General features: G+C 66.1%; 26 protein-coding genes. 5 read left to right on the top strand and 21 right to left on the bottom strand.

All coding sequences use genetic code 11. The annotated features are described in order from the left end of the window. Nucleotides 1-107: 107 nt before the first annotated feature. Nucleotides 108-1,283 carry an acyl-CoA dehydrogenase family protein gene (locus AX725_RS01455; protein WP_060979458.1) on the top strand — a complete coding sequence of 392 codons (1,176 nt, stop codon included), beginning with the start codon at nucleotides 108-110 and terminating at the stop codon, nucleotides 1,281-1,283. Between the two features lie 109 nt (nucleotides 1,284-1,392). Then, nucleotides 1,393-2,496, top strand: coding sequence for an acyl-CoA dehydrogenase family protein (locus AX725_RS01450; protein WP_060979457.1), 1,104 nt, complete (start codon nucleotides 1,393-1,395; stop codon nucleotides 2,494-2,496). Nucleotides 2,497-2,706: 210 nt separating this feature from the next. Here AX725_RS01450 and AX725_RS01445 read toward each other — a convergent pair whose 3' ends face one another. The 3 genes from AX725_RS01445 to AX725_RS01435 all read right to left on the bottom strand — a co-directional run bounded on the left by AX725_RS01445 (nucleotide 2,707) and on the right by AX725_RS01435 (nucleotide 5,938). Then, a complete protein-coding gene (locus AX725_RS01445; protein ID WP_060979456.1) occupies nucleotides 2,707-3,936 on the bottom strand; it encodes a threonine synthase in 1,230 nt (409 codons plus the stop codon). A 92-nt stretch (nucleotides 3,937-4,028) separates the two neighbouring features. Then, nucleotides 4,029-4,829: a sterol desaturase family protein gene (locus AX725_RS01440; protein ID WP_060979455.1), complete on the bottom strand. Its 801-nt coding sequence runs from the start codon at nucleotides 4,827-4,829 to the stop codon at nucleotides 4,029-4,031. Further along, nucleotides 4,826-5,938, bottom strand: coding sequence for an alkene reductase (locus tag AX725_RS01435; protein WP_060979468.1), 1,113 nt, complete (start codon nucleotides 5,936-5,938; stop codon nucleotides 4,826-4,828). Before AX725_RS01435 ends, AX725_RS01440 begins: the two co-directional genes overlap by 4 nt. 72 nt (nucleotides 5,939-6,010) lie before the next feature. Between AX725_RS01435 and AX725_RS01430 the strand changes: the two genes are divergently transcribed. The 3 genes from AX725_RS01430 to AX725_RS01420 all read left to right on the top strand — a co-directional run bounded on the left by AX725_RS01430 (nucleotide 6,011) and on the right by AX725_RS01420 (nucleotide 8,094). Next, nucleotides 6,011-6,922: a DMT family transporter gene (locus tag AX725_RS01430; RefSeq protein WP_208598025.1), complete on the top strand. Its 912-nt coding sequence runs from the start codon at nucleotides 6,011-6,013 to the stop codon at nucleotides 6,920-6,922. 14 nt (nucleotides 6,923-6,936) lie between these two features. Then, nucleotides 6,937-7,629 carry a COQ9 family protein gene (locus AX725_RS01425; protein ID WP_208598024.1) on the top strand — a complete coding sequence of 231 codons (693 nt, stop codon included), beginning with the start codon at nucleotides 6,937-6,939 and terminating at the stop codon, nucleotides 7,627-7,629. Between the two features lie 81 nt (nucleotides 7,630-7,710). Next, nucleotides 7,711-8,094 (top strand): limonene-1,2-epoxide hydrolase family protein, encoded by a 384-nt coding sequence (locus tag AX725_RS01420; protein ID WP_060979454.1) that lies wholly within the window; start codon nucleotides 7,711-7,713, stop codon nucleotides 8,092-8,094. 16 nt (nucleotides 8,095-8,110) lie between these two features. Here the strand turns inward: AX725_RS01420 and AX725_RS01415 are convergent, their stop codons facing one another. The 18 genes from AX725_RS01415 to AX725_RS01330 all read right to left on the bottom strand — a co-directional run bounded on the left by AX725_RS01415 (nucleotide 8,111) and on the right by AX725_RS01330 (nucleotide 24,706). After that, nucleotides 8,111-8,503: a flagellar export chaperone FliS gene (locus AX725_RS01415; protein WP_060979453.1), complete on the bottom strand. Its 393-nt coding sequence runs from the start codon at nucleotides 8,501-8,503 to the stop codon at nucleotides 8,111-8,113. Between the two features lie 36 nt (nucleotides 8,504-8,539). After that, complete coding sequence (gene fliD, locus AX725_RS01410; RefSeq protein WP_060979452.1) at nucleotides 8,540-9,943, bottom strand: flagellar filament capping protein FliD; 1,404 nt, start codon at nucleotides 9,941-9,943, stop codon at nucleotides 8,540-8,542. Nucleotides 9,944-10,004: 61 nt separating this feature from the next. Next, nucleotides 10,005-11,147: an EscU/YscU/HrcU family type III secretion system export apparatus switch protein gene (locus tag AX725_RS01405; protein ID WP_060979451.1), complete on the bottom strand. Its 1,143-nt coding sequence runs from the start codon at nucleotides 11,145-11,147 to the stop codon at nucleotides 10,005-10,007. Nucleotides 11,148-11,151: 4 nt separating this feature from the next. Then, nucleotides 11,152-11,934: a flagellar biosynthetic protein FliR gene (fliR, locus tag AX725_RS01400; protein ID WP_060979450.1), complete on the bottom strand. Its 783-nt coding sequence runs from the start codon at nucleotides 11,932-11,934 to the stop codon at nucleotides 11,152-11,154. Then, entirely contained in the window at nucleotides 11,931-12,203 is a 273-nt protein-coding gene (locus tag AX725_RS01395) for a flagellar biosynthetic protein FliQ (RefSeq protein ID WP_066114989.1), read from the bottom strand. The genes fliR and AX725_RS01395 overlap by 4 nt, the downstream gene beginning before the upstream one ends. Before the next feature lie 19 nt (nucleotides 12,204-12,222). Continuing rightward, complete coding sequence (gene fliP / locus AX725_RS01390) at nucleotides 12,223-13,128, bottom strand: flagellar type III secretion system pore protein FliP (protein ID WP_060979448.1); 906 nt, start codon at nucleotides 13,126-13,128, stop codon at nucleotides 12,223-12,225. Next, nucleotides 13,125-13,478 carry a flagellar biosynthetic protein FliO gene (locus AX725_RS01385; protein WP_067512944.1) on the bottom strand — a complete coding sequence of 118 codons (354 nt, stop codon included), beginning with the start codon at nucleotides 13,476-13,478 and terminating at the stop codon, nucleotides 13,125-13,127. The genes fliP and AX725_RS01385 overlap by 4 nt, the downstream gene beginning before the upstream one ends. Nucleotides 13,479-13,553: 75 nt before the next feature. Then, complete coding sequence (gene fliN, locus AX725_RS01380) at nucleotides 13,554-13,904, bottom strand: flagellar motor switch protein FliN (protein ID WP_060979447.1); 351 nt, start codon at nucleotides 13,902-13,904, stop codon at nucleotides 13,554-13,556. A 5-nt stretch (nucleotides 13,905-13,909) separates the two neighbouring features. Beyond that, nucleotides 13,910-14,839, bottom strand: a complete 930-nt coding sequence (locus AX725_RS01375; protein ID WP_060979446.1) for a FliM/FliN family flagellar motor switch protein — start codon at nucleotides 14,837-14,839, stop codon at nucleotides 13,910-13,912. An 18-nt stretch (nucleotides 14,840-14,857) separates the two neighbouring features. Further along, a complete protein-coding gene (locus AX725_RS01370; protein WP_023837576.1) occupies nucleotides 14,858-15,424 on the bottom strand; it encodes a flagellar basal body-associated FliL family protein in 567 nt (188 codons plus the stop codon). Between the two features lie 39 nt (nucleotides 15,425-15,463). After that, nucleotides 15,464-17,779 carry a flagellar hook-length control protein FliK gene (locus AX725_RS01365; protein WP_082737527.1) on the bottom strand — a complete coding sequence of 772 codons (2,316 nt, stop codon included), beginning with the start codon at nucleotides 17,777-17,779 and terminating at the stop codon, nucleotides 15,464-15,466. Continuing rightward, nucleotides 17,776-18,201, bottom strand: a complete 426-nt coding sequence (locus tag AX725_RS01360; protein ID WP_060979444.1) for a hypothetical protein — start codon at nucleotides 18,199-18,201, stop codon at nucleotides 17,776-17,778. Before AX725_RS01360 ends, AX725_RS01365 begins: the two co-directional genes overlap by 4 nt. Beyond that, a complete protein-coding gene (locus AX725_RS01355) occupies nucleotides 18,198-19,529 on the bottom strand; it encodes a FliI/YscN family ATPase (protein ID WP_099046544.1) in 1,332 nt (443 codons plus the stop codon). The genes AX725_RS01360 and AX725_RS01355 overlap by 4 nt, the downstream gene beginning before the upstream one ends. Next, nucleotides 19,526-20,206: a FliH/SctL family protein gene (locus AX725_RS01350; RefSeq protein WP_060979443.1), complete on the bottom strand. Its 681-nt coding sequence runs from the start codon at nucleotides 20,204-20,206 to the stop codon at nucleotides 19,526-19,528. Before AX725_RS01350 ends, AX725_RS01355 begins: the two co-directional genes overlap by 4 nt. Beyond that, the gene (gene fliG, locus AX725_RS01345) at nucleotides 20,199-21,230 is read right to left on the bottom strand and encodes a flagellar motor switch protein FliG (protein WP_060979464.1); all 1,032 of its coding nucleotides are present in this window, start codon (nucleotides 21,228-21,230) and stop codon (nucleotides 20,199-20,201) included. The genes AX725_RS01350 and fliG overlap by 8 nt, the downstream gene beginning before the upstream one ends. 13 nt (nucleotides 21,231-21,243) lie before the next feature. Beyond that, nucleotides 21,244-23,028 (bottom strand): flagellar basal-body MS-ring/collar protein FliF, encoded by a 1,785-nt coding sequence (fliF, locus tag AX725_RS01340; RefSeq protein ID WP_060979442.1) that lies wholly within the window; start codon nucleotides 23,026-23,028, stop codon nucleotides 21,244-21,246. Between the two features lie 3 nt (nucleotides 23,029-23,031). Continuing rightward, nucleotides 23,032-23,376, bottom strand: a complete 345-nt coding sequence (fliE, locus tag AX725_RS01335) for a flagellar hook-basal body complex protein FliE (RefSeq protein WP_060979441.1) — start codon at nucleotides 23,374-23,376, stop codon at nucleotides 23,032-23,034. A 22-nt stretch (nucleotides 23,377-23,398) separates the two neighbouring features. After that, on the bottom strand, nucleotides 23,399-24,706 hold the full coding sequence (locus AX725_RS01330) for a sigma-54 interaction domain-containing protein (RefSeq protein ID WP_060979440.1): 1,308 nt from the start codon (nucleotides 24,704-24,706) through the stop codon (nucleotides 23,399-23,401). Nucleotides 24,707-24,999: the final 293 nt, after the last annotated feature.

The following is a 24,999-nucleotide window of genomic DNA, read 5'->3' as shown; positions in this document are numbered from 1 at the left end:
TCATGCTATCGCGCCAATGCGTCAGTTTCTTGGCATCGCGGCTTGCATTTGGGTGATGGGGGTGCAGATTAGCGCCCAACAATCCCGTTCAGGACAAGGTGAGGATCATGACCGAAGACGAAGACCTGGAGAGCTTCCGCGCCGAGGTTCGCGCGTTTCTCGATGCCGAGCTGCCGCCCGAAAAGCGCTTCGCCGCAGACGGCTTTGCCAATAGCAGCAAGGAACTGACCGCCTGGTGGCAGGGCGTCAAGGCCAAGCGCGGCTGGGGCGCCCCCGGCTGGCCCAAGCAATATGGCGGCTGCGAATGGTCGCTCGCCAAGAAGCGCATCTTTGCCGATGAATCGACCAAGGCAGGCGCGCCGTCGTACAGCCCGTTCGGCCTGACCATGGTCGGCCCGGTCATCTACACCTTCGGCACCGAAGAGCAGAAGGCCGAGCATCTGCCGCATATCATCAACGGCACCCGTTTCTGGTGCCAGGGCTATTCGGAGCCGGGCGCGGGATCGGACCTTGCCAGCCTGAAGACGCGCGCGGTGCGCGACGGCGACCATTATGTCGTCAACGGCCAGAAGACCTGGACCACGCAGGGCCACTGGGCCGACTGGATCTTCTGCCTGGTGCGCACCAATACCGAGGTGAAGCAGCAGAACGGCATCTCGTTCCTGCTCATCGACATGAACACGCCGGGCATCGAGGTGCGCCCGATCCGCACGATCGATGGCATGCATCACCTCAATGAGGTGTTCTTCACCGACGTTCGCGTGCCGGTGAAGAACCTCGTCGGCAACGAGAATGACGGCTGGACCTATGCCAAGTTCCTGCTCGGCAACGAGCGTGCCGGCATTGCCGGGGTCGCTCGCACCACCGGTGACCTGATCCGCCTGCGCGAATGGGCGAGCTCGGTCGAGCATTTCATCAACCCGCCGATCAACGATCCGGTGATCGCGCAGCGGCTCGATTCGCTCGAGCAGCGGCTCGCCAAGCTGGCCGCACTCGAGGCGCGCGCACTCGAGGCACCGAGCCAGTCAGCCGAGGCGATGCGGCTGGTCGCGCCCTTGAAGCTGCTCGGCACCGAGCTGTCGCAGGACGTGTCCGAACTGGCGCTGGATATAGCGGGACCGGCGGCACTGCCGCGCCCGGCGAACGATCCGGTCCACCCCTATGGCCAGGAAGGCGAGCACGCGATGTCGGTCTTCCTCTTCGGCCGCGCGCAATCGATCTATGGCGGCACCAACGAGGTGCAGAAGAACATTCTCGCCAAGATGATGGCCGCAGGGATCTGAGGACCAGTCCCACCATCCGTTTGTCCCGAGCGCAGTCGAGGGACGTACGCATCAGACCTGGCGCGGATCACCCGATCCGCGCCAGGCGGATATTCAGGATTTCACACCCATGTTCGCACCCAATGATGACCAGCAGCTGCTGATCGACAGCGCCCGCCGCTTCACCCAGAAACATTATGCCGATGACAGGCTCGGCCAGATGGGCGAGAGCCCGCTCAACACCGCGCTCTGGGCCGAGATGGCCGAGGCCGGATGGCTGATGCTGCCGTTTTCCGAGGCCGATGGCGGCCTGCAGGCCGAGGGCCAGTCGGGGCTGGGCGACTGCGTCAGCCTGTTCGAGGTGCTGGGCGAAGGCCTGGTGGTCGAGCCCGTGCTCGCCAGCACCATTCTCGCCGGGGGCCTGATCGCCGCCAGCCCGGAATCGCAGGCCCGCAGCGACCTGATCGAGGGCATCGTCTCGGGCGGCGCGCCGGTCGGCGTGGCGCTGCACGAGCCGCGCGCCCGGCACGACATCTGGTATTGCGAAGCGACCGCCAGCAAGAGCGGCGACGGCTGGACGCTCACCGGCCACAAGTCGCTCGCCCATGGCGCGGCGGCGGCCGAAACGATCATCGTGCTCGCGCGGATCGAGGGCGAGCCGGGCAGCGGTCCGGCGGGCCTCGGCCTGTTCCTCGTCCCCGCCGATGGCGCGGGCGTTACCGTCACCCCCTATCGTCTGCGCGACGACCATTGGGTCGCCGATGTGAAGCTCGACGGCGCAGCACTGGGCGCAGATGCTCTGCTGCTCGGCCCGGGCGCGGCGGCTGAGGCGCTAGAAAAGGTGATCGACAAGGCACGCCTGCTGCTTGCGGCGGAAGGCACCGGCATCATGCGCCGCGTGTGCCTCGCCACCCAGGCCTATACCATGGACCGCAAGCAGTTCGGCGTGCCGCTCGCCTCGTTCCAGGTGCTTCAGCACCGCATGGTCGACATGCAGGTCGCCTTCGATCAGGCGCGCTCGCTGGTCTACGAGGCGGTGACGCACGATGCCGCCGGCGATGCCGAAGCCGCCACCCGCGCCGCGCGCGCCGCCTATCGCGCGGTCAGCGAGGACGGGGTCGAGGTCGGCAAGCAGGCGATCCAGTTGCACGGCGGCATGGGTATGTCCGAGGAACTGCCGCTCGGCCGTGCGCTGCGGCGATTGCTGGCGATCCGCCAGGCGTTCCCGCTATAACGATTTTAAAGCAATCCATGACCGTCACCCCCGCGAACGCGGGGGTCCCGCTCCCGCGCAACGGTTGCAGGACAAGCGGGATTCCCGCGTTCGCGGGAATGACGGGATTGGGAGAAACCTAGAGCGTTTTCACATTGAGCGAAAACGCTCTTGTTTTTGGATGCCGCATTTTCCGAGCCGTTGACCGTAAACGGTCAACTTGAAAACGCTCTAGAGCACGTCGAAATCGATTTGCGCGTGGCGATCAAGCGTGCGCGAATCGTCGGGCATCGGGTATTTGAGACCCGTCGCGCAATTGAACAGCACCACCCGGTCGCCCTTGCCGACAAGCCCGGCGGCGAGCGCATCGTGATAGGCTGCGAGCGTGGCGCCGCCTTCGGGACAGAGCAGCAACCCGTCCTGCTTCGCCGCCTGCACCACCGCGCGCTCGATCGCGTCATCGCCCACCGCCAGCGCCTTGCCGCCGCTTTCGCGCACCGCGCGCAGGATCAGGAAATCGCCGACCGCGCGGGGCACGCGGATGCCCGCTGCGATCGTCTTGGCATTCTCCCAGCGCTCGGCATGCTCGACCCCGTCGTCGAACGCCTTGACGATCGGCGCGCAGCCCGAGGCCTGGACCGCGAACATCTTCGGCCGCTCGGGGCCGATCCAGCCCAAAGCCTCGAGCTCGGCGAACGCCTTCCACATGCCGATCAGCCCGGTGCCGCCGCCGGTGGGATAGAAGATCGCATCGGGCAACTGCCAGCCGAACTGCGCGGCGAGCTCCAGCCCCATCGTCTTCTTGCCCTCGATCCGGTACGGCTCTTTCAGCGTCGAGACATCGTACCAGCGGCCGTGTTTCGTGCCCTCGGCGACGATCGCACCGCAATCATCGATCAGGCCGTTGACGCGCCAGACGCGCGCGCCCTGCAGCGCGATCTCGCGGACGTTGATCTCTGGCGTGTCGTCGGGGCAGAAGACCACCGTCTCGATGCCGCAGCGCGTGGCATAGGCGGCGAGCGCCGCGCCCGCATTGCCGTTGGTCGGCATGGCGATGCGCATCACGCCCAGTGCCTTGGCCATCGATACCGCCATGACCAGCCCGCGCGCCTTGAACGATCCGGTGGGCAACCGCCCCTCGTCCTTGACCAGCACGTTCGCCCCGCCTGCCCGGGGAAGCGGCACCAGCGGCGTCTCGATCTCGCCCAGGCTGACGATGTTACGCGCCGCGCGCACCGGCAGCAGCTCCCGCCAGCGCCACAAATCTGTCTCGCGCCGCTCCAGTTCGTCACGGTCGAGATGCGCGGCGATGGCGGGCAGGTCATAGCGCACCAGCAGCGGCCGCCCGACGCGCGACAGCCCATGCACCTGATCGGCCGCGTAGCGCTCGCCAGTCATCGAGCATTCGAGATGCGTGACGAAGCTTTGCCGTTCGGCCAGGATGTTGCTCAGCAAGGGCATGGTCGTCGCGCTCTCCCCGCCCCCGGTGATCGGCAGGCTTGTCCGCCCCAATTGGGCGTTTCGGCTTTTATTTCAATGTTTTGTTGCTGTGCTCAGCGGAACGGCAGCCGCATCGCCCAGCCAAAGCGCGCAGTCTCCTGCCCGGGATAGTCAACAAGACCGATGCTCATCGCGTCATGCCCGCCGCTCGGCCGCGCGCGATAGGTGCCAAGGAGCCGGTCCCAGATCGAGAGGCAGAAGCCATAATTGCTGTCATGCTCGATCCGCCGGGTGCTGTGGTGCACGCGGTGCATGTCGGGCGTGACAATGACGAGCCGAAGCACGGCGTCGAGCCACAGCGGCAGCGCCAGATTGGCATGGTTGAACATCGGCAGCAGCGCGAGAAGCAGCTCGAACACGATCAAAGCCCAGAGCGGCGCACCGAGCGCGAGCGCGACCCCCATCTTGAACAGCATCGACAACCCGATTTCGAGCGGATGGAAGCGCAAGGCGGTCGACATGTCGAGATCGCGATCGGCATGGTGCACCCGGTGCATCCGCCAGAGCAGCGGAACGCGGTGCGTCGCCCAGTGCTGCGCCCAGACCGCCAGATCGAGCAGCAGGATGGCGAGCACCCCCTGCGCCCAGCCGGGCAGCCCGGTCATCGGCAGCAGGCCGAAATCGGGCTGCGGCTGATAGCCCGTCACCGCACCGAACAGCGCGATGAAGAGGAGCGCCTGCACGCCGCGCTCGACCGGCATGTTGACCACCACGAAGCCCAGATGCGCGGGCCAGCGCCGCGCCACCGGCAGGCTGCGGCGGCGGCGCGGAAACAGCGCTTCGGCCAGCAGCAGGATCAGCGCCGTGCCGAGCAGCACCGCGCTGATCAGCCAGGGCTGGCCACTGGCGATCATGATGCGGCAGCAGTCTCGGGCACGATCCCCTGCTCTTCCATCGTCGGATAATCGGTATAGCCCTCGGGTGAGCTGCCATACCAGCGCGCGGGATTGTCGGGGGTCAGCGGCGCATTCACCGCCAGGCGAGCGGGAAGGTCCGGATTGGCGAGGAAGGTGCGGCCGAAGCTGATCGCATCGGGAATTCCGCCCGCCATCGCCGCGACCGCCTTGTCGTGATCGTAATCGCTGTTGAGCACCAGCGGGCCGGAGAACACCTTGCGGATATGTGGGCTCACCGGCGGCACGTCGCTCGCGCCGAAAGTGCCGTCCATCGGCGGCTCACGCAGCTCGAGGAACGCGATGCCGATCTTGTCGAGCAGCGCGGCGGCTGCGGTGAAGGTCGCCTCCGGCGTCGCGTCGTTCACCCCCTGCGTCTCGCCATTGGGCGACAGGCGCACCGAGACATGGTCGTGGCTCCACACGCCGACCAGCCGCTCGGCGACCTCGCCCAGCAGGCGGATGCGGTTCTCGATTTCACCGCCATAATCGTCGTCGCGCAGGTTGGACGAGGAGCGCAGGAACTGGTCGATCAGATAGCCATTGGCCGCGTGAATCTGTACGCCGTCGAAACCGGCGCGCCGCGCATTCTCGGTCGCGCGGGCATAATCGTCGAGAATGCGCGGGATTTCGCCGACCCCGAGCGCGCGCGCGGTCTCATAGGGCTTGGTGCCTTCATAAGTATGCGCGTGATAGTCGAACCGCGTCGCAGATGCCGAGACCGGGGGCTTGCCGCCATTGAAATCGGGATGCACCAGCCGCCCCATATGCCAAAGCTGGCAGATGATCCGCCCGCCAGCCTGGTGCACGCGCTCGACCACCGGCTTCCAGCCCTCGACCTGCTCGTCGTTCCAGATGCCAGGCGCATAGGGCGTGCCCAGCCCTTCCGGGCTGATCCCCGTGGCTTCGGAGATGATCAGCCCTGCACTGGCGCGCTGCGCATAATATTCGCCCATCAGCGGCACCGGCACGTGCGCACGTGTCGCGCGGCAGCGGGTGAGCGGCGCCATCAGGATGCGGTTGGGGCAGCTGATCGCGCCAAGCTGGACAGGATCGAACAGGGTGGGCATGGGCAGCATCTCTCCTTCGCGCGCCATCGGGAAAAGCCCCGCGACAGCGTTTAACCGAATGGCTAAAGGCCGATGATGACAAAAGCAACCGAGCGGGGCGGGATTCTCGCGATCCTCGCGCTGATCCTCGCCAATGTCGCGCTCGCCACCGGGCCGCTGTTTGTGCGCATGGCCGATACCGGGCCGGTCTCCGCCGGTTTCTGGCGGCTGACACTGGCGCTGCCGGTGCTGATCGTCATCGCGCTGCAGCAGCGCGAACCATTGGGCGGTTACCGGTCATCGATCTGGTGGCTGCTGGTCTTGAGCGGCATCGCCTTCGCGCTGGATCTCGCCAGCTGGAATTTCGGCATCGAACGCACCAAGCTCGCCAATTCGACGCTGTTCGGCAACATGGGCAGCGTGATGCTGGTCGTCTACGGCTTCGTCATCAGCCGCGTCTGGCCGCACCGGGCGGAACTGGGTGCGGTGGCGTTCGCGATCCTCGGCGCAGGGTTGTTGATGGGCAGCAGTTACGAGCTCGACGTCCGCAACCTCGTCGGCGATCTTTTCTGCCTGCTCGCGGGCGTATTGTACGTGGTCTATCTGCTCAGCATCCGCCACGTCCGGGGCGAAATGGGCAGCTGGTCGGTGCTGGTCTGGTCGACGATCTTCGGCATCGGCCCGATGCTTGGCATCGCCCTGCTGCTGGGCGAACCGGTCTGGCCGACCGACTGGACGCCCGTCCTGCTGCTCGCCCTGGTGTGCCAGCTCTTCGGCCAGGGGGCGATGGTCTATGCGGTCAGCCATTTCTCTCCGGTGGTGCTGGGCATCGCGCTGCTCAGCCAGCCAGCGATCGCGGCGCTGATCGGCTGGCGGGTGTTCGGCGAGACATTGTCGCTCACCGACACGATCGGGATGGTCCTGATCGGCGTCGCGCTGGTGCTGGTGCGCCTGCCCGAGGCGCGGCGCGCGGCGCGGCTTGCAGCTTCGCCCCCGGCTCCCTAATTGTGATGGCATCCATGGAGGCACCCGCGATGTACCGCCCGACCAAGCTCGATACCCTGCCCGCCGACCCGACGATGGACGAGGTGCGCCAGTTCCTGCCGCCCTTCATCGCTGACGAAGCCGTATTCGATGGCTGGACGCCGACCGCGCGCGATGCCGCCGCCGCTGCACAGGGCGTGGAAGCAGGGCTGGCGACGCTCGCCTTCGACAAGGGCCCGATGGACATGATCGATGCCTGGATTGGCCATATCGACGCGCAGATGATCGAGGCTTTCCCGCCCGAGCGCATCGCCGCGATGAAGATTCGCGAGCGCATCCGCGCGCTTGTCGCCTTCCGGTTCGAGGCGGTGGCGCACCAGCGCGAGGCGCTGCGCCGCGCGACTGCGATCATGGCGCTGCCCGCCAATCTCGCCCGTACCGCGCGCATCTCTTGGCGGACGGCGGACCTGATGTGGCGACTCGCGGGCGATACCGCCACCGATTACAACCACTATACCAAGCGCATGATCCTGTCGGGCGTCTATGGCTCGACGCTCATGGCGTTTCTCGACGACGAAAGCCCCGATTTCGCCGACACCCACGCGTTCCTCGAACGCCGCATCGACAATGTTATGCAGTTCGAAAAGGCCAAGGCGAAATGGACGAACAAGGGCGAGAGCCTGAGCCTGTCGCGCTTTCTGGGCCGGTTGCGTTACCCGGCGCGATAATCTCGCGCATGACGTGCGACGTAATGGCCTTGCGTCGCTGACCGCGGCACCCTGACGGCTCAGCTGCAGGAGATCCGTCGCATGTCCAATACCGATCCGCTCGCCGTCGCCCTCGCCTTTCTGAAGGCGATGGAACCGCTCGACTATGACTCCGCGCTGCAATGGGTCGCGCCGGATTGCGAATATATCAATCCGCCGCCGCTCGGGACGGTGCATGGACCCGATGGCATCCGGGCGGTGCTGCAACCATTTTTCTCGCCGACGCTGGAGAACGAGTTTCGCGTTCTGCGCTCGGCGGTCGATGGCAATGTGGTGATGCTCGAGCGGCTGGACCGGCACCGGCTGGCCGACAAATGGGTCGAGCTGCCGGTGACGGGCGTTTTCGAGATCGAGGACGGACAAATCCGCTACTGGCGCGACTATTTCGATGTCGCGACCATCCTGTCGGAGTGGCCGACAGGATAATCCTGCGGCAAGCCCCTCATTTCGGCGCGATGCGCTTCCAGGCTTCGGCGATCTCGGCGAGCATCTGGCGCGCGGACATCAGTACGTCGACCTTGTCGGGGCTCATGGCAGCGTTGATGCGGCGGCTGGCTTCGCGATAGATGCGGGCGAGCGCGAGCGCGAGTTCGCCGCCCTTTTCGAAATCGAGGCTTTCTTCCAGCGCGATGACGATCGCCGATGCGCGGGCGCGGGCCTGGATCATCGGCACCGCCTCGCCGCGCTGGGCATGACGGATCGCCGCATCGAGCCGCAGCAGCAGCTCGTCGAACAGGATGACGACCAGCTGGTGCGGGCTGGCGCCCTCGACACGGCTGACCGTATCGACGGCCTGATAGCTGCCCATGTGGCGACGCGGAGAGATGAAGCTCATGCGGTTTTCCTTGTCATTCTATGTGTTTTGGTTGTCTCAGTTGTCGCCGCTATTGGTCCAGACGGACACCTGCTGCTCGATATAGCTCTGGGTAGAGCGCAGCACGGTGAGCTGGCGGTCCATGGCGGCGAAGGTCTTTTCGAGCTGCTCGCGATACTTGTCGCTGTCCTCCTCGACCTTCTCCATCATCTTGGTGAGGTCGGAGGCGATCTTGTTCAGGCGGTTCTGCGCGCCGGTCAGCGAGCCGTTGGGTGCCTTGAGCGCGGTCTTCACGTCCTCGAACGCCTTGGCGAGGCCAGGATTGCCTGCGGTCGGCGTCGCCGGTTCGAGCATCCGGGCAATGCCTTCGGGGTCGGCAGCGAGGGCGCGGTCGAACTTGACCGAATCCAGCGTCAGCGTGCCGTCGCGGTTGGTCTTGACGCCGATATCGGCGAGCGAGCGATAGGTGCCGGTGTCGGTAAGCTGCGTGGTGGTCAGCGAGGCCATCGAGCGCATCATGTCGCGCGCGGCGCGTTCGCCGGCCAGCGGACCGCCGCTCGCGCCATCGAGACCCGGCGCCGTCGCCGAATTCAGCGCACCGCGCAGATCGTTATAGGCCTTCACGAATTCGTTGACGATATCCTTGACCGACGAGGTCGGCTGGTCGCCGCTGATCACGACATTGGTGCCGGGCGCCGCCGCGAGCAGGTTGATGCGCACGCCGGGAACGGCGGTGTCGATCTGGTTGCTGGCGTTGGTCAGCTCGATGCCGTTGACGTTGATGATGCTGTCGCGCGCCGTGGTGACCGAGTTCATGCCCGCGCCGCCGGCCGGGGGAAAGGCAAAGGCATCGAGCGTTGCCGCGCCGCCCGATCCGGTGACGGTGAAGCTGTTGGCAGCGCCTTCCCTGCCGCGCATCACCAGCCGCGAACCGCTGTTGTCGGTGACGATGCTGGCGGTGACACCGCTGTTGGTCGCGTTGATCGCGTCGCGCAGGCCACCGAGCGAATTGTTGGTCGAATCGATGGTGACGTTGAAGCTGCCTGCCGAGGTCGTGATGGTCAGCGATCCTTCGCCGACCGTCGAGCTGGTGCTGGCAAAGCTGCTGGCCGAAACCATGCTCTGCGCGGCGGCGAGCTGGCTGACCTGCACCGTGGCGGGCAGGCCCTGCGGCTTCTGCCCGGGGATGAAGCTGGCGGCGACCAGATCGCCGCGCGTCGAAACGAGATTGCCGGTCAGCTGGCGGCCGTTGAGCACTTCACCCAGCGCCTTGGAAAAGGTCTCGAGCGCCGATGAGGCCGAAGCGAGCGCGGAAATGCGCGCCTGGTTCAGGTTCTGCCGGTTGCGGACATCCGACTGTTTCGGCTCCAGCTGGGCCGTGACGAGATCGTTGACCAGCTGGGCGCTGTTGACACCGGTAAAGCCGGTAATGACGTTGGAAATTCCGCTATTCGTGACCATCACCAGTTCCTTCTGAAAGGATTAACGGCGAGGTGCGGGCGGGCTTAAGGCCTTTTCCGACTCATTTCTGCGGCTTGCCGTCCATGTCGAAACGCAGGTCGCTGGGCACGTCGAGTTCGGGCTGGCCGAAGCCCACATCCATCTTCTCGTTGATGCGGAAAACGAAAGCGAGCAGCGTCGCGGCGGCCAGATACAGCCGCTCGTCGATGATCTGGCCGGGCTTGGACGTGAAGTAGATCGCACGGGTAAGCTCCGGATAGCGCAGGATCGTGAGGCCGCGCTCCATCGCCAGTTCGCGCATGGCCTGGGCGATCGCCCCGCGCCCGCGCGCCAACACCACCGGGGCGGGGTCGCGCTCGCGGTCATAGCGCAGCGCGATCGCGAAATGCGTCGGGTTGACCAGCAGAACGGTCGCATCCTCGACCGCCTTGCGGGTCGAACCGTTGAGCACCTCGTACTGCCGCCGGCGCACCGCCTGCTTGAGTTCGGGCGAACCTTCGACCTCCTTGTGCTCGTCCTTGACCTCCTGCTTGGTCATCATCAGCTTCTGGTTGCGCTGGAACCATTGCGCCGGAACGTCGATCAGCGCGATCAGGCCGAGTGCGCCCGCCATCGCCAGCAGCGTCATCGAGAACAGGTCGCCGAACGCGGCTATCCCCTGGCGCACGTCGCCATGGCCCAGCTGCGCCATTTGCGGCAGCATCGACATGACCATCACCACGCCGATCGTGCCCATCAGCGCCACCTTGGCGATCGACTTGACCAGCTCGATCAGTCCGTGCGTGCCGAACATGCGCTTGAGGCCCGACATCGGGTTCATCTTCGATGCCTTGGGCTGAATGGCGCTCCAGCGAAAGCCGAGCGAGCCCAGCGCAGCAGGCGTCGCGATACAGGCGACCAGCAGGAACGCGAACAGCCCGCCGAACGGCAGAGCGAGCGGCATGAGCAGGCTGAGCGTGCGCTGGCCGACATTGAAATCGGTCGCCTGATAGATGTCAAACACCAAAGCGGCGCGCAGCATGCCGGCAATGGACGAGACCATCATGTCACCGAACAGCACGAAGGCCATCGTGCCGCCTATGATGATCATCGCGGTGCCGAGTTCCTTGGACTGGAGGACATCACCCTTTTCCCGCGACTCCCTGAGCCGCTTCTCGGTAGGGAGTTCGGTTTTTTCGCCGCCACCGGATGGGCCGTCTGCCATTGCGTCAGCCCTCCCCTGCCATGACTTCGGACTGTTCCAGCCCGGTTTCCATTGCGCGCATCACGCCATCGGCGAGCACCGGCGCCGCGATCGCGAGCAGCACGATGCCGGCCAGCACCGCCACGGGGATGCCGACCGAAAAGAGGTTGAGCTGCGGCGCCGAGCGCGCGAGCATCGCCATGACCAGCTGGACGATGATCAGCGCCGCACCCACCGGCAGCGCGATCACCAGCCCCATCGAGAACAGCATCGCGCCGAACTCGACCAAGTCCATGATCAGCCGGGGCGAGAGCATCGCATCGCCCGGCGGCAGCGCCTCATAGCTGCGCACGATGATCGCGATCAGCATCAGATGCCCGTCGATCGCGAGCAGCAGCAGCACCGCGATGATCGACAGGAAGCTGCCGATCACGGGGCTCGACTGGCCGCTCTGCGGATCGGCCATCGAGGCAAAGCCCAGGCCCATCGCGTTACTGATCAGCTCGCCCGCGACGAACGCCGCCGAATAGCCGATCTGAAGCGCGAAACCGATCGCGACACCGCAAACGATCTCACCAATGATGAACAGGAAACCGGTATAGCTGACCAATGTCGCATCGGGCAGATTGATGGTGGCGCTGTTGGTCGCGGCGATGCCGATCATCGCCGACAGGATGATGCGCACCTGGAGCGGAACCGAGGTCGCACCGAAAACGGGGGCTGCCATCAACGCCGCGCCGGGCCGGATCATCGCCATGATCCAGATCCACAATTGCGCTTCGACGCCGGCAAAGCCCGGTGCGATCACAGCAGCAGATCCGGAATGCGGCTGTACATCTCGACGGTGAAATCGGCGATCAGGTACAGGATCGACCCGCCGAACAGCGCGAGGATGACGCCGAGCACCACGAGCTTGGGCACGAAGCTCAAGGTCGCCTCGTTGATCGAGGTCGCCGCCTGGACCATGCCGAGCAGCATGCCCACGAGCAGCGCGGGGATCAGCAGCGGGGCCGAGGCCAGCGCCGTGATCCACAGCGTCTGCTGCGCCAGGCCAATGAAATAGTCGGTCTGTTCCATGTCCGTTTCCGTCCTGGCGTCAGTTCACGAACGATCCGGCGAGCGAGCCCATGGTGAGCGCCCAGCCATCGACGAGCACGAACAGCAGCAGCTTGAACGGCATCGAGATGATCGTGGGCGACAGCATCATCATGCCCAGCGCCATCAGCGTCGAGGCGACGACCAGGTCGATCACCAGGAACGGCAGGAAGATCATGAAGCCGATCTGGAACGCGGTCTTGAGCTCGCTGGTGACGAACGCCGGCAGCAGGATCGAGAAGGGAATGTCTTTCGGCGCTGCGACCGGCTTGGCCTTGGCCATGTCCATGAACAGCTTGAGGTCGGTCTGACGCGTCTGCTTGATCATGAACTTGTGAAATTCCTCGCCCGAAATCTGGATCGCGGTTTCCAGCTCGATCGTGTCGGCGGCATAAGGTGCGACCGCCCGATCGTTGATCTGGGTAAAGGTGGGGGCCATCACGAACATCGACAGGAACAGCGCCAGGCCGATCAGCACCTGGTTGGGCGGCGTCTGCTGCAGGCCGAGCGCCTGGCGCAGGATCGACAGCACGATGATGATGCGCGTGAAGCTGGTCATCATCAGCACCATCGACGGCAGGATGGTGAGCAGACCCATGACGACCAGGATCTGCAGGCTGAGCGTGAGCGGCTTGCCATTGCCCGCGACATCATCGAGCGCCTGGCTGAGCGCCTCGGACGCACCGGGGGTGCCGGTGGCCGAGCCGGTGGCGCGTTCGGCGGGCGGCGGGGTTGCCGTGGTGGTGGCGTTCGCAGCCGGTGCGGCGGGCGCGGCCTGGCCAGTCACGGCAACGGTGGGGGTTGCTGGCGCGGGGGCCTGTTGGGCCATGGCAGGGGTGGCCAGGAGCATCGCCAGCGCCGCAATGACGATGGCGAGGAAACGGCCAGGAGATCTTGCCACGATCATGCGCCGCGCTCCCGCAGGGCGGCCAGCAGATCGCGATTATGTCCGGCCAGCGCCGCCGGGGGGAGGTTAGCGCTGGCCGGACCGGTTCCGGCATCCGCGCTGGCGATCGTGTCGATCCGCGCGCGCGTTACCGAAAGCAGGATTTTCTGTCCGGCAAACTCGACCACGGCGAGCTTGCCCGAAACGCCCATGCTGACCGTCTCGGTGACCTTGAGCTCGCGCTGCGGGCCGGCCATGTCGAGCCGGGCCATCATGCCGGGCTGGTATTTGCGGTAGAGCCAGAGGCTGCCATAGATCATGCCGCCCATCACCGGCAGCATGATCAGCAGTTTGATGATGTAATAGGTCATTCCGGTCCGCTTCCAATTCCCTGTGCCGTGCCGCCGGATGATCCGGCGCGGGCGACGGGGACTGGAGCAGTCCGGTCAGATGCGCCGTTCGACCCGTGCGTGGCCGACGTTCTTCGACACCACCTCGGCCACCCGGATTCCGAACCGGCCATCGATGGTCACGACTTCCCCTCTTGCAACCAGCGTGCCATTTACGTTGATGTCGAGCAGGTCATTGGCCTGGCGGTCGAGCTCGACCACCGATCCTTCGCAAAGCTCCATGATTTCGGCGAGGCGCAGCGACGCGCTGCCGACCTCTACCGACAGGCGCACGGGGATGTCAGCGAGAAAGCGGTAATGATTTGCCGCCTCGTGCAATCCGTTGCCGCCCATGTCGAAAGGCTCTGCCGGTGCGCCCAGCATCGGTGCTTCGGTCATGTCGCTCATGGGGCTTATCCTCTTTCTATGGTTTCGATGCGGAACGCGGCCAGGCCGTTCTGTTCACCCAGGCTGCCGCGTGCGAAAATGCGGTCGCCGATGATCAGCGGCAGGTTGCGCGCCGGTGGAATGGGAATGATGTCGCCGGGCTTGAGTTCGGCAAGCTGCGGCAGGGTGAGCACGGGGCGTGCCAGCACCGAGCGCACGGGCAGCGTGACATGCGCCAGCGCCTGGCTCATCTGGTCGCGCCAGGCCGGATCGGGCATCTGGTCGTCGGCAATCCCGGCGGGCGTCAGGCACTGTTCGGCCGCCTGCAGCCCGTCGAGCGGATAGACCAGCTCAAGCTCGTAGCGGATATTATCGGGCAGCGTGATGCGGAAGCGCTGCACCACCATGCGCGCCAGCGGCGCGGCGATGCGCGCGCCGTCGACCGTGGTCGAATGGCCTGCGGCATGGCAGGCGAAATTGCCGACCTCGTTCCATGATGCGCCCAGCCGCTCGCCGATCACGCGCGCGATGCGGCCGATCAGGCGGATGTCGGTCTGGGTGAATTCCTTCTTGGGCGACGCCATCTCGCGCGGTGCGCCGCCGAAGAACGCGTCGAGCATCGCCGAAACGAACACCGGCTCCATCTTGAGCAGCACGCGGCCCTGCATCGGCGCGAGCTGGAACTGGCTGATGCTGACCAGCTCGGCCTGGCGGTCGCACCAGACATCGAACTGGGTGAATTCGGCATCGGGCGCATCGACGCGCAGCTTGACCCCGGCAATCGGCTCGAGCGCATGGCGCAGGCCCGCGCAGAGCGATCGCGCAACGCGGCGCAGCACCGGCACGACCGTCTTCTGGTCGGCGTCGGCCTTGGCAAAGCTGTGCTCGGCCAGGCGGCGCTCGGCCGGACCTGTGGCCATGCCCTCTGCACCATCAAGAAGTTCGCTGCTGCTCATCGGATCAAAGGCCTTGGCTTACTGGACCACGAAGCTGGTGAAATAGACGTCCTCGACGCCGGCAAATCCGGTCTTGTCGACCAGCACGTCGTTGATCACCTTCTTGAGCTGGCCCTTGAGCTGCTCCTTGCCCTCGATCGTCTCGAGCTGGATCGGGTCGAAATCGCTGATCGCCATCAGGATCGCCGATCGGATCGCGATATTGTGCTCGGTCAACGCGGCGGGAACCTTCTCGTCGAAATAGGTCGAGACCGCGAGCGACATCTGGGCAAAGCCGCCGCCGCCGCGCAGATTGGCGGTGAACGGCTCCTCGATCGGCAGATAGGTGACCTTGAACTTGGCATCGAGATGGCTGCCCGAGGCGACCTGCTTCAGCCCGGCCGCCTTGGCAGACACGGTCGTGCCGTCCTTCAGCACCACCTTGGGCGCATTGGGGTCTTCATGCTCGCCGCCGCCGATCATTCCGGCAGCGAAAAAGCCTGCAGCCGCGCCGCCACCGCCGAGCACCAGCACGGCGACAAGCGGAATGAGCAGCTTCTTGACCATGCCGCCCTTCTTTTTCGGTTCCTTTTCGGTTTCAGCCATTTCTCGGTTCCCTCAAGAGAATTTCATGCATTCAAAAAATCAGGCGTAGCGGACGTTTCCGCGCGGGCGGCGCGGTGCCGGATTGGCGTCGGACGTCTGTTCGGCGGATGGCTGGCGCTGTGCGGCGTCGCGGGCAGAGGCGCTTTCAGCGCCCGACTGGCCGCGCTGCTGTTGCTGCTGCGCCGATCCGTTCTGCGTACCCGGCGATTGCTGGCGCAGTTCGACGGTCACTTCGGTGTTGCGCTGGCCGTTGCTGCGCAGGTCCTGTTCGAGCCGGTGCTGCGAGCTGACCAGCGTGTCGCGGACCGCGTCATGCTCGGTGACGATGCGCACCTGGTCGCGCTCGGGTCCGGCGAGCATCTCGATATCGATACGGCCGAGATGCTCGGGCATGACCTGAATCTTCACCATCTGCCCGCCATCGACCAGCTTCGCGATCTGGCTTTCGATCCCGACGACAAAGCCCGCATCAAAGGCGAGATTGTGCACCGGAAGCTGCGTCTGCGCGGCGGCCTGCGGCGCGGCAGCGCCGGTCACTGGCTGGGTCTGTGCGTTGACCGCGTTGAGCGCCGCGGCCCAGGCAGGGGGCACGGCTTCGCTCACGATCGGTGCGGCGGGCTCGGCCGCCAGGCTGGAGACGGCGGATTCGATGGACGCTTCGGTACGCTCCATGATAGCGGAGCGCAGATCGGCGGAGCGCGGCGCCTGTACGGCCGTGTCGAGCGTGCGGCGCACAGGCGCGCTGGCCTGCGGACGCGGCGCCTGCGGCTGAGCCGGGGCGGCCATCGCCATCGGCGCGGCCTGCGCGACACGCGAGGCATCGGGCGCGGTCGCCGTCGGTACGGTCACTTGCGGTGCGGTCGCCTGCTGGCGTGGTTCGATAGGCGCAGCGGCATTCGGCAGCGGACGCGCGGTTGCTGGCGTGCTGGCCGCCAGAGGCTGGGTTGCAGCGGCGGGGGCGCTGTCACCAGCAGCAAGTGTCTCGCCGACCATCTGGCTGACTTCGACAACGGGCTGCGCTGCAGCGGCCTCAACCGGTGCCTGCGCCATGACCGGCTGCGCTGCGGACTGTGTCTCGAGCGACTGCGGTGCGATCGGAGCGGGGGCGGCCTCTGTCCGGGCCACCGATGGGCGAACGGGTGCACGATCGGCGACGGCGCGCTTGGTCGCGGCCGGAGCAGTTGCGGCCAGGGGCGCAGGCTCGCTTGCCACGGGGGCGGTCTGGGCAACGGTCGCCGGACCTGCGGTGACGATCGGCGCATCGGATCCATTGGACTGAACCGGCTCGACCGTTTCGCGCATGATCCTCGTCTTGCGCACATGCGGCGCTTCGGACGTCACTTCAGGCTGTGCAGCCGCAGGCGCTGCCAGGCTCGGCTGAGCCTTGTCGGCGGCCGGGACGACGAGCGTGGGCGCGACCAGGCCTGCAGCCGATTGCGGCCGAGCAGCAACAGCCTGGGGCGTGATGATCGTGGGCCGGTCATTATCGGCGGTCTGCCGCGGCGTTGCCGCGACCTGCGGTGCGGCTGCGTGGCGCGGCGCTTCGAGTGAAGCATCCGCGGCGATGCCGGTCGTCTCCAGATCGGTCACCGGCGCTTCGCGGCGCGGCGCCACCGGTGCGACAGCGATGACCGGAGCCTGCAACGGCAAGGTTTCGCCGGCGACGGACGTGTCGGCGCGCTCAACCGGCTCGCGGAGATGTGCTGCGACAGGGCTGGCGGGTGCAGCAACAGCCGCCTCGGTTTCGGCGTCGGCCTCGATCTGTGCCCGGATCGGCATCGGGGCATCAGCGCGGATCAGATTCCTGAGATGCGGCACATCCGATGCGTGCGGCAGCGGCTGAACCGTCAGCGCCGGTTGCGCCTTGGCCTGTTCGGGCAGGGCTGCAGCGTCGGCATCTTCCGGCAGCAGTGTTACGGTCGGCGCCGTGCGCGGCATATCGTACGCGCGCGGGGCCTGGGTGATGGTGGCAGCACCGCTCAGCGCCGCCTCGATCAGCTGCGAGGTGCTCGCCTCTTCGGGAAGCGCGACGACGACCGGCGCCTGGGGCGCGACGGCCAACTTGGCTGGCTGGGGCAGCACCGGCTGAGCAGGCTCGGCGGACGGCGCTGCTGCCGGTGCGGGTTCGCCCAGATCGGCGAGCGTTGCGGCAAAGGCACCCTCGCCCGCCCCCTGCGCGACCGCGACAGGCGCGATCATGCCCGGAACGGCAGCATCCGTTCCGGTCATCAGCGCCAGCTGGCTGGCAAAGGGGTTGGCGTCGAGGTTCATGCCCAGTTTTACAGCAGGAAGCGTGCCAATTGAAAGCGAAAGCAGCGACGACCCTGAAAGGGCCTGCATCATGTCCTGGCTCATTCCTCTGCCTCCTTGGGATATTTTCTCTTGAGCGGCAGGCGCGCGGCCTTGCGCTCGGCGGTCTCGTCCGCCGCCGCGATGGCCCTGCCCAGCAGCTTGGATGTGGTTTCACGGTCGATATAGGCGGCAGTGCGTTGCCGCTCTGCCTGGGCAAGCGCTTGCCGCGCCCGGCCGAGCGCGACGTTGATCTCGCCATCGGCGCGGATCAGCCGCTGCGCGAGCTCGAGCTGCGCGTGCAGCGCCGCACCGTTCTGGCAGTGCCCGGCATCGAACGCATTGTCGCGCAAGCGCTTCAGGCGCTCGGCATTGTTCAGCAGCACCGCCTCGTTGCGCTGGGCCGTGGCCGCCGCACCGATGGCGAGCTTGACCTGCGCCTCGCGGACCGCATGCACGCGCTTCCAGGATTTGGGCTTCAGGCTCATGCGCCAAAGCTCTGCAGCAGTTCAGCGACGCTTTCGTCGAGATCGATCCGGTCGTGCGGTCCCTGGCGGATGAACGCCAGCAGATCGGGGCGGCGCGCCACCGCCTCGTCGATATTGGCGTCCGATCCCTCGCGATACGCGCCCATCAGCAGCAGATCGCGATTTTCCTCATAGGCAGACCAGATGCGGCGGAAATTCGCCATCGCGCGGCGATGCTCGTCGGTGATGATGTCGGTTGCGACGCGGCTCAGCGACTTGCCGATATCGATCGCGGGGAAGATGCCCTGCTCGGCCATCGAGCGCGACAGGATGATGTGCCCGTCAACGATCGCGCGTGCGCCATCAACCGCCGGGTCATCGAGATCGTCGCCATCGGCGAGCACGGTATAGAGCGCGGTGATCGATCCGCCGCTTTCCTTGTCATTGCCCGCGCGCTCGACCAGCTTGGGGATGAGCGCGAGTGCGGAAGGCGGATAGCCCTTCATCGTCGGCGGCTCGCCCAGCGCCAGGCCGATCTCGCGCTGCGCATGTGCGACGCGGGTGAGGCTGTCGATGATGAGCAGGACCTTCTTGCCCTGTTTGCGGAAATATTCGGCGATCGCTGTCGCGCGGAAGGCGGCGCGCAGGCGCAGGATCGGGCTGTGGTCCGCTGGGACCGCGACGGTGACGGTGCGCGACTTCATCGGTCCGGACATCTTGGTCTCGACGAAATCGCTGACTTCGCGGCCGCGCTCGCCGATCAGCCCGACGACGATCACGTCCGCCTCGGCAAAGCCGATGATCTGGCCGATGAGAACCGATTTGCCGACGCCCGAACCGGCCGCCACCGCAATGCGCTGGCCATGGCCTGCGGTGAGCAGCGCGTTGATCGCGCGCACGCCAAGGTCGATGGTCTTGGTGACGCGCCCGCGGTTGAGCACATTCTCGCGCTTGCCCGCAAGCGGCCAGCGGTCATGCGCGATGATCGGCCCCAGCCCATCGAGCGGCTCGCCCATCGGGCCGATGATCCGGCCGAGCAGCGCATCGCCGACCACGGCCATGTTCGCCTGGGCATCGGGCTCGACGCGCGCGCCGCTGCGCAGCGCGGCATCGCTTTCCAGCGGCACCATCATCGCGCGCGAACCGCGGAAACCCGCGATCTCGGCGCGGATGCGGCGGCCATCGGCGGCGCGCACCGATCCGCCATAGCCGATCGGATAGTCGAAGCCGGTGACTTCGAGCATGCCGCCTTCATGCGCGACCAGTCGGCCGACGCGGCGCGGGCCTGCCTCGAGCGCGGCGATCTTGTCGGTGAACTGGCGCACCGCCTCTTCCTGCGCCGCGATCACTGGTCGCCCTCCAGATCGTCGATCAGGCCCTGCAGAGCGTCGAGCATCGGCTGGGTGCCCTGCTCGATCCAGCCATCTGCATGGTTCAAGGAAACCGTACCACGGCGGATCGACGGATCGGCGGTGAGCACCAGTCCGCAATCGGCATCGCCGAGCAGCTTGAGGTCATCGGGGTGAAGGTGCAGCGCACTGCCGCGCATGTCGCGCGTAACGAGCGTGGCGAGTGAACGGCAATGCCTTTCGAGCACGGCAGCGTCGGGTTCGGCAAATCCGCTCGAGCGTTCGAGCATCTGCTTCATTGCATGCAGCAGCATCGCGCACAGCCCTTGCGACAGCTGCGGGCGCAGCGCGGTGATCGCCTGGGCCAGGGCCTGGGTCGCAGCGTCGCTCGCCTGCATCTCGGCCTGGGCCTGGGCGATGCCATCGGCAACGCCCTGTTCATAGGCCTGGACCAGCAGCTCGTCCTGCGACGGGCCGGTCTCGACCATCAGATCGCCATCGAACCCGTCTTCCTCGCCGAAATCCATCGGCTCGGCATGAAGATCGGCTTCGGCAAGGTCGGCCATCGACGAGAAGATCGGCGACGGACGGAAGGCGCTGGCGGCGGGCTGCATCTGCCAGACCGGCATGAACTGCGCCTCGCCGGTGGGCGTGATGGAGATCGGGCGATCAGACATATTCGTCGCCGCCTCCGCCGATCACGATATCGCCGGCATCGGCCATGCGCTTGGCCACCTGGATGACCGCACGCTGCGCCTCGAGCACCTCGGACATCGGCATCGGGCCGCGATCGGCGATTTCGTCGGCGATCGATTGCGCCGCGCGGCTCGACATGCAGCCGAACATCTTGTCGCGCAGCTTGTCTTCGGCACCCTTGAGCGCAGGCACCAGCAGCTTGGATTCGAGCCCGCGCACCAGCGTGCCGAGATCCTTGGCATCGAGCCGGATAAGATCGGCAAAGACGAACATCTCGTCCTCGATCCGCCGGGCAATATCCTTGTCGCGCTTGGTCACCGCCTTGATGATGCGCTGGCTTTCGCGCTTGTTGATGATGTTCATGATCGCCGCCGCATCGGACGTGCCGCCCGAGGACGACGCGCCGCCGCCGCTGCGCGGTGCTCCGGCCTGGTTGACCAGCAGAGCCTCGATCGTCTCGACGGCTTCGGGGCTGACCGGCCCCAGCGTCGCCAGACGGAAGACGACGTCCTCCTGCGCCTCGGGGGGCAGCAGCTGCAGCACATTGGCGGCGATTTCGGGCTTGAGGAACGACAGCACCACGGCAGCAATCTGCGGATGCTCATGCTCGACCAGCAGCGCGATCTCGACCGGGTCCATCCACTTGAGCGCCTCGAGCCCGCCACCGGCCTTTTTCGGCGCGATCTTGGTCAGCATCGTCTCGGCACGGCGGTCGCCCAGCGCGCGCTTCAGCATGCCCTCGATCTGCTCTTCGGCCTTGTAGCCCAGCATCGTGCGGTTGCGCGCCTTGTCGATGAACATATCGAGCACTTCGTTGATGTCCTCGGCACCGATATCGGCGACGGTGTACATCATCTCGCTGAGCTGGCGGACTTCCTCGGGCTCCAGCCGGGCGAGAATCTCGGCGGCCTGCTCTTCGGAGAACAGCAGCATCAGGATCGCGGCAGCCTGCTGGCCGGGGATCGGGCGCCGTGCGGGAGCGGCGGCACCGCCCTCTTCGGTCATGGTGTCGAGAACATCAGGCATTGGCAGGCTCCTTGCCAGCGTCGGCATTGCCCTTCAGCAGCTCACGGACCACCAGAGTGGCGTGGTCGGGATTCTGCCGGACGAAATTCTGGATCAGCAGCGCGCGCTCCTGATAGGTCGAAGCGGCATTGATCATGTCGAGCGTGACCGGTTCGTTTTCCTTCGGCGTGCGGGCAGCCGCACCACCAGAGGCACCGTTCGCGTCCTTGCCGTCGGTTCCCAGCGCCTGCGACAGCAGTTCGCCGGTTTCCGCCGCCTTGACTGCATCTGCCGCGGCCTTCTCGTCGGCCTTCTGGCGGGTGTAGCGCTTGAGCAGCGGGCGGCCAATGCCGAAGATCAGGGCGAGCGCCACCAGCAGCGCGGAAACGTTGCGCACCACCATGTTGAACCAGCTGGCTTCGTAGAACGGCTCCTCGACCTTGGTGACCGGCTCGAAATTGCGCGACGAGATCGCGACCTGGTCGCCGCGCGCAGTGTCGAAGCCGATCGCGCCCTTGACCAGCGCCTCGATGGCCGCGATTTCCTGCGGGCTGCGTTCCTTGCCGCCGGGCAGGTTCTTGACCGCGACGGCGACCGAAATGCGGGTGACCTTGCCCGAAGGCTCCTTGGTCACCGCGATCTGGCGACCCAGTTCGAAATTGCGGTTGGTCTGCTCGTTGCGCGTGGTCGGTGCACCGGGAGGGGCGGCTTCTGCGCCGGCCAGCTGGCCACCGGCCTGCGGCGTAACCGTGGGATCGGCGGGCGGCTGGTTGGCCAGCGCGCCGGGGACGCCTCCGGCAGGAGCAGGGCTGGTCTCGGTCGAGATCGACGTCTGCTCGCTCTTCACCCGCGCTTCATCGGCAGGGAAGCTTTCGGTGGTCGCCTGGCGCTCGGTCATGTTGATCTCGGTCGAGACCTCGGCAACGAAATTGCCGGCGCCCAGAACCGGGGTCAGCAGCGCGTTGAGCTGCCGACGATAGCGCTCCTCGATCGCTTCCTTCATCTCGATCTGCTGTTCCACGCCGTTCATGCCGCTCTTGCCATCGCCCGAGAGCAGGCGGCCATTCTGGTCGACGACCGAGACATTGTCGGCCGACAGCCCGGGGACCGAGCTGGCGACGAGATGGATGATCGCCTGGACCTGCGATTCGGGCAGGCGTCCGGCATTGGCGAGCTGGAGCACGACCGAGGCGGCCGGCTCGTTGCGGTCGCGGATGAACACGCTGGGCGGTTCGACCGCGAGATGAACGCGTGCCGAGACCACCGATTCCATCGCCTCGATGCTGCGCGCCAGATCGAGCTCGCGCGCGGCGCGGAGCTTTTCATTCTCCACCGCGCGGCTGGCCCCCATCGGCATCGACGAGATCAGCTCGTCACCGCTCGGCGCGCTCTTGGGCAGGCCCTGCGCGGCGAGCGCGATCTTGGCTTTGTGGTAATCATCTTCGGAGACCATGATCGTGCCCGAGCTTTCCTCGAAGCTGTACGGGATGGTCGAGCTGTCGAGCGCGGCGATCACCGCTGCCTTGTCGCTATCGGGCAGGCCGCGGAACAGATCGCGCTGCGGCGGTTCGCGCAAGGCAGCCCAGGCGAGCACCGAAAGCAGCACGACGCCCAGAAAGCCGACCAGCGGCATCGCCTTGGACACCGCCGGCTGGCTCATGAAATTGCGGACCTGGGCCGGGATCGCGGTGCCGTTGAGCACACGCGCGCCGGCACCTGCGCCGGTGCCGGGGCTTCCGGGGATCACGGCCGGAGCGGATCCGTCGACATTATTGGGGGTGATGGTGATGTCGGACATGGATTACACCGGCATGTTCATGATGTCCTGATAGGCGGACAGCAATTTGTTACGGACCTGCAGCGTCGCTTCGAAACCGATCGACGCCTTCTGCTTGGCCATCATCACCGCCGCGATGTCGGTGGTCTGGCCCATTTCATAGGCGGTTGCGGCCTCGGACGAGGCGTGCTGCACCTGGTTGACCTGGTCGAGCGCGGTCTTGAGCGTGCCCGAAAAGCCGTCCGTCCGGGTCTCGGTCGGCTCGGTGCCCAGCATCGGGGATTTCTTGCTGATCTGCTGCAGCGCGCTGTTCTGTTGCAGAATGGCGTTGCGCGCGGCCATGATCGAGCTGCTGATATTGGTGCTCATGGGTTCTGTTTCCCGTTATCGATCAGGCTGCGGCTGCCAGCTCGCGCATATTGGCGAGGCGGTAGCGCAGGGTGCGTTCGGAGATGCCGAGCATCTTGGCGGTTTCGCGGCGGTTGCCGCCATTCTCGTCGAGCGCGCGCTGGATCGCGTCATGCTCGACCGCGCGCGACAGGCTGTGCAGATCGCTGCCGCGCATCAGGCGGGCGGAACCGGCGGCAGGCACCGGATCGGCACGCGGCGTGCTGATCTGCGGTGCGGCGACGGGCTGGACCGGAGCGGGCGTGAACAGGCGGGCGGGGGCAAGGCCCAGATCTTCAGCCTCGATGCAATCGCCTTCGCGCAATACCAGCGCGCGCTGCAGCACGTTGCCCAGCTCGCGGGCATTGCCGGGCCACTGGTGCGCCTGCAGCGTTTCGAGCGCTTCGGCGCTCAGCCAGGCAAAGTCGTCACCGGCATTCTGCATGCGCAGCAGCATGGCGGCGGCAATGGCGCGGACATCCTGACGACGATCGGCAAGGCGGGGGAGTGCGATCGGCATCACGTTGAGGCGCCAGTAAAGGTCTTCGCGGAATTCGCCGGCGGCGACCAGCTCGGCCGCGTCGCGGTTGGCGGCGGTGACGATGCGGACATCGACCTTGACCGCGCGGGTCTCGCCGACGGGAAGGACTTCGCCTTCCTGCAGCGCGCGCAGCAGCTTGGCTTGGAGCGCCAGCGGCAGCTCGGTGATTTCGTCGAGGAACAATGTGCCACCATCGGCCGCGCGGAACAGGCCCTCGCCATCAGCCGACGCGCCGGTGAAGGCACCCTTTTTGTGGCCGAACAGGATGGCCTCGACCATGGTTTCGGGGAGAGCGGCGCAGTTGACCGCGATGAACGGACCCTTGGCGCGCGGGCTTTCGTCATGCACCAGCCGGGCCATGCCTTCCTTGCCGGTGCCGGTTTCGCCCTGGATCAGCACCGCAGCCTCGCTGCGTGCAATGCGGGCGGCATAGCCCATCAGCTTGGCCATGGCCGGTTCGCCGACGGCGGGGCCGCGTCCGGCGCGCAGCAGTTCTGCCACCAGCGCCAGTCCCAGCGCCATGTCGTCGAAGCCGAAGGCGATGCGCGCGGGCAGGCCGTTGGCAGCGCGGACGAGCGACGGTGCGCCGTCGCGAAAATCGATGAGAATGTCACGATGGCTGGCCGACGCGATTTCCGCGGCCATCAGCACCTTGGCGGTCTGCACGGTCGCAGCACCTGCGGCAACCGGCTTGATCCAGGCCGATGCGAGCCAGCTTTCCAGCATGGGCAGATTTTCACGAACCGCCTCGCTGATAGTGCATTCGATCATTTTTTCAGTCCCCCGACTTAATGGATCGCGTTGGCCAGCCGTTACACTGGCCCCCGCAGGTCCAAAGCAAAGCAATCGCCGTGCCAAATCGGGAAAACGGCAGAAAATGGCCGCCCACACCCCCCTATATATATAAGGCAAGGCATCCCTGCCAAAAAATTGACGGGTTTTGCCCGGCCCAGGCGTCAAGAAATTGACGCCTGTCGGCCAAATGACAACCTGTTCGAAAGGTGTGTGAAAACTTCTTAATGGCTTTCCAACCGCGCCGTTAACCATGTCGAGGCCGCTGACAG

Source organism: Blastomonas sp. CCH9-A1 (assembly GCF_001557175.1).
Classification (GTDB): Bacteria; Pseudomonadota; Alphaproteobacteria; order Sphingomonadales; family Sphingomonadaceae; genus Blastomonas; species Blastomonas delafieldii_A.
The sequence above is the reverse complement of the archived record's forward strand: the minus strand, read 5'-3'. Positions and strand labels throughout refer to the sequence as shown.

Excerpts from the sequence above, each read along its gene's own strand:
- AX725_RS01455 (WP_060979458.1), top strand. The coding sequence starts at position 108 with ATGACCGAAGACGAAGACCTGGAGAGCTTCCGCGCCGAGGTTCGCGCG.
- AX725_RS01450 (WP_060979457.1), top strand. The coding sequence starts at position 1,393 with ATGTTCGCACCCAATGATGACCAGCAGCTGCTGATCGACAGCGCCCGC.
- AX725_RS01445 (WP_060979456.1), bottom strand. The coding sequence starts at position 3,936 with ATGCCCTTGCTGAGCAACATCCTGGCCGAACGGCAAAGCTTCGTCACG.
- AX725_RS01440 (WP_060979455.1), bottom strand. The coding sequence starts at position 4,829 with ATGATCGCCAGTGGCCAGCCCTGGCTGATCAGCGCGGTGCTGCTCGGC.
- AX725_RS01435 (WP_060979468.1), bottom strand. The coding sequence starts at position 5,938 with ATGCCCACCCTGTTCGATCCTGTCCAGCTTGGCGCGATCAGCTGCCCC.
- AX725_RS01430 (WP_208598025.1), top strand. The coding sequence starts at position 6,011 with ATGATGACAAAAGCAACCGAGCGGGGCGGGATTCTCGCGATCCTCGCG.
- AX725_RS01425 (WP_208598024.1), top strand. The coding sequence starts at position 6,937 with ATGGAGGCACCCGCGATGTACCGCCCGACCAAGCTCGATACCCTGCCC.
- AX725_RS01420 (WP_060979454.1), top strand. The coding sequence starts at position 7,711 with ATGTCCAATACCGATCCGCTCGCCGTCGCCCTCGCCTTTCTGAAGGCG.
- AX725_RS01415 (WP_060979453.1), bottom strand. The coding sequence starts at position 8,503 with ATGAGCTTCATCTCTCCGCGTCGCCACATGGGCAGCTATCAGGCCGTC.
- fliD (WP_060979452.1), bottom strand. The coding sequence starts at position 9,943 with ATGGTCACGAATAGCGGAATTTCCAACGTCATTACCGGCTTTACCGGT.
- AX725_RS01405 (WP_060979451.1), bottom strand. The coding sequence starts at position 11,147 with ATGGCAGACGGCCCATCCGGTGGCGGCGAAAAAACCGAACTCCCTACC.
- AX725_RS01395 (WP_066114989.1), bottom strand. The coding sequence starts at position 12,203 with ATGGAACAGACCGACTATTTCATTGGCCTGGCGCAGCAGACGCTGTGG.
- fliP (WP_060979448.1), bottom strand. The coding sequence starts at position 13,128 with ATGATCGTGGCAAGATCTCCTGGCCGTTTCCTCGCCATCGTCATTGCG.
- AX725_RS01385 (WP_067512944.1), bottom strand. The coding sequence starts at position 13,478 with ATGACCTATTACATCATCAAACTGCTGATCATGCTGCCGGTGATGGGC.
- fliN (WP_060979447.1), bottom strand. The coding sequence starts at position 13,904 with ATGAGCGACATGACCGAAGCACCGATGCTGGGCGCACCGGCAGAGCCT.
- AX725_RS01375 (WP_060979446.1), bottom strand. The coding sequence starts at position 14,839 with ATGAGCAGCAGCGAACTTCTTGATGGTGCAGAGGGCATGGCCACAGGT.
- AX725_RS01370 (WP_023837576.1), bottom strand. The coding sequence starts at position 15,424 with ATGGCTGAAACCGAAAAGGAACCGAAAAAGAAGGGCGGCATGGTCAAG.
- AX725_RS01365 (WP_082737527.1), bottom strand. The coding sequence starts at position 17,779 with ATGAGCCAGGACATGATGCAGGCCCTTTCAGGGTCGTCGCTGCTTTCG.
- AX725_RS01360 (WP_060979444.1), bottom strand. The coding sequence starts at position 18,201 with ATGAGCCTGAAGCCCAAATCCTGGAAGCGCGTGCATGCGGTCCGCGAG.
- AX725_RS01350 (WP_060979443.1), bottom strand. The coding sequence starts at position 20,206 with ATGTCTGATCGCCCGATCTCCATCACGCCCACCGGCGAGGCGCAGTTC.
- fliG (WP_060979464.1), bottom strand. The coding sequence starts at position 21,230 with ATGACCGAAGAGGGCGGTGCCGCCGCTCCCGCACGGCGCCCGATCCCC.
- fliF (WP_060979442.1), bottom strand. The coding sequence starts at position 23,028 with ATGTCCGACATCACCATCACCCCCAATAATGTCGACGGATCCGCTCCG.
- fliE (WP_060979441.1), bottom strand. The coding sequence starts at position 23,376 with ATGAGCACCAATATCAGCAGCTCGATCATGGCCGCGCGCAACGCCATT.
- AX725_RS01330 (WP_060979440.1), bottom strand. The coding sequence starts at position 24,706 with ATGATCGAATGCACTATCAGCGAGGCGGTTCGTGAAAATCTGCCCATG.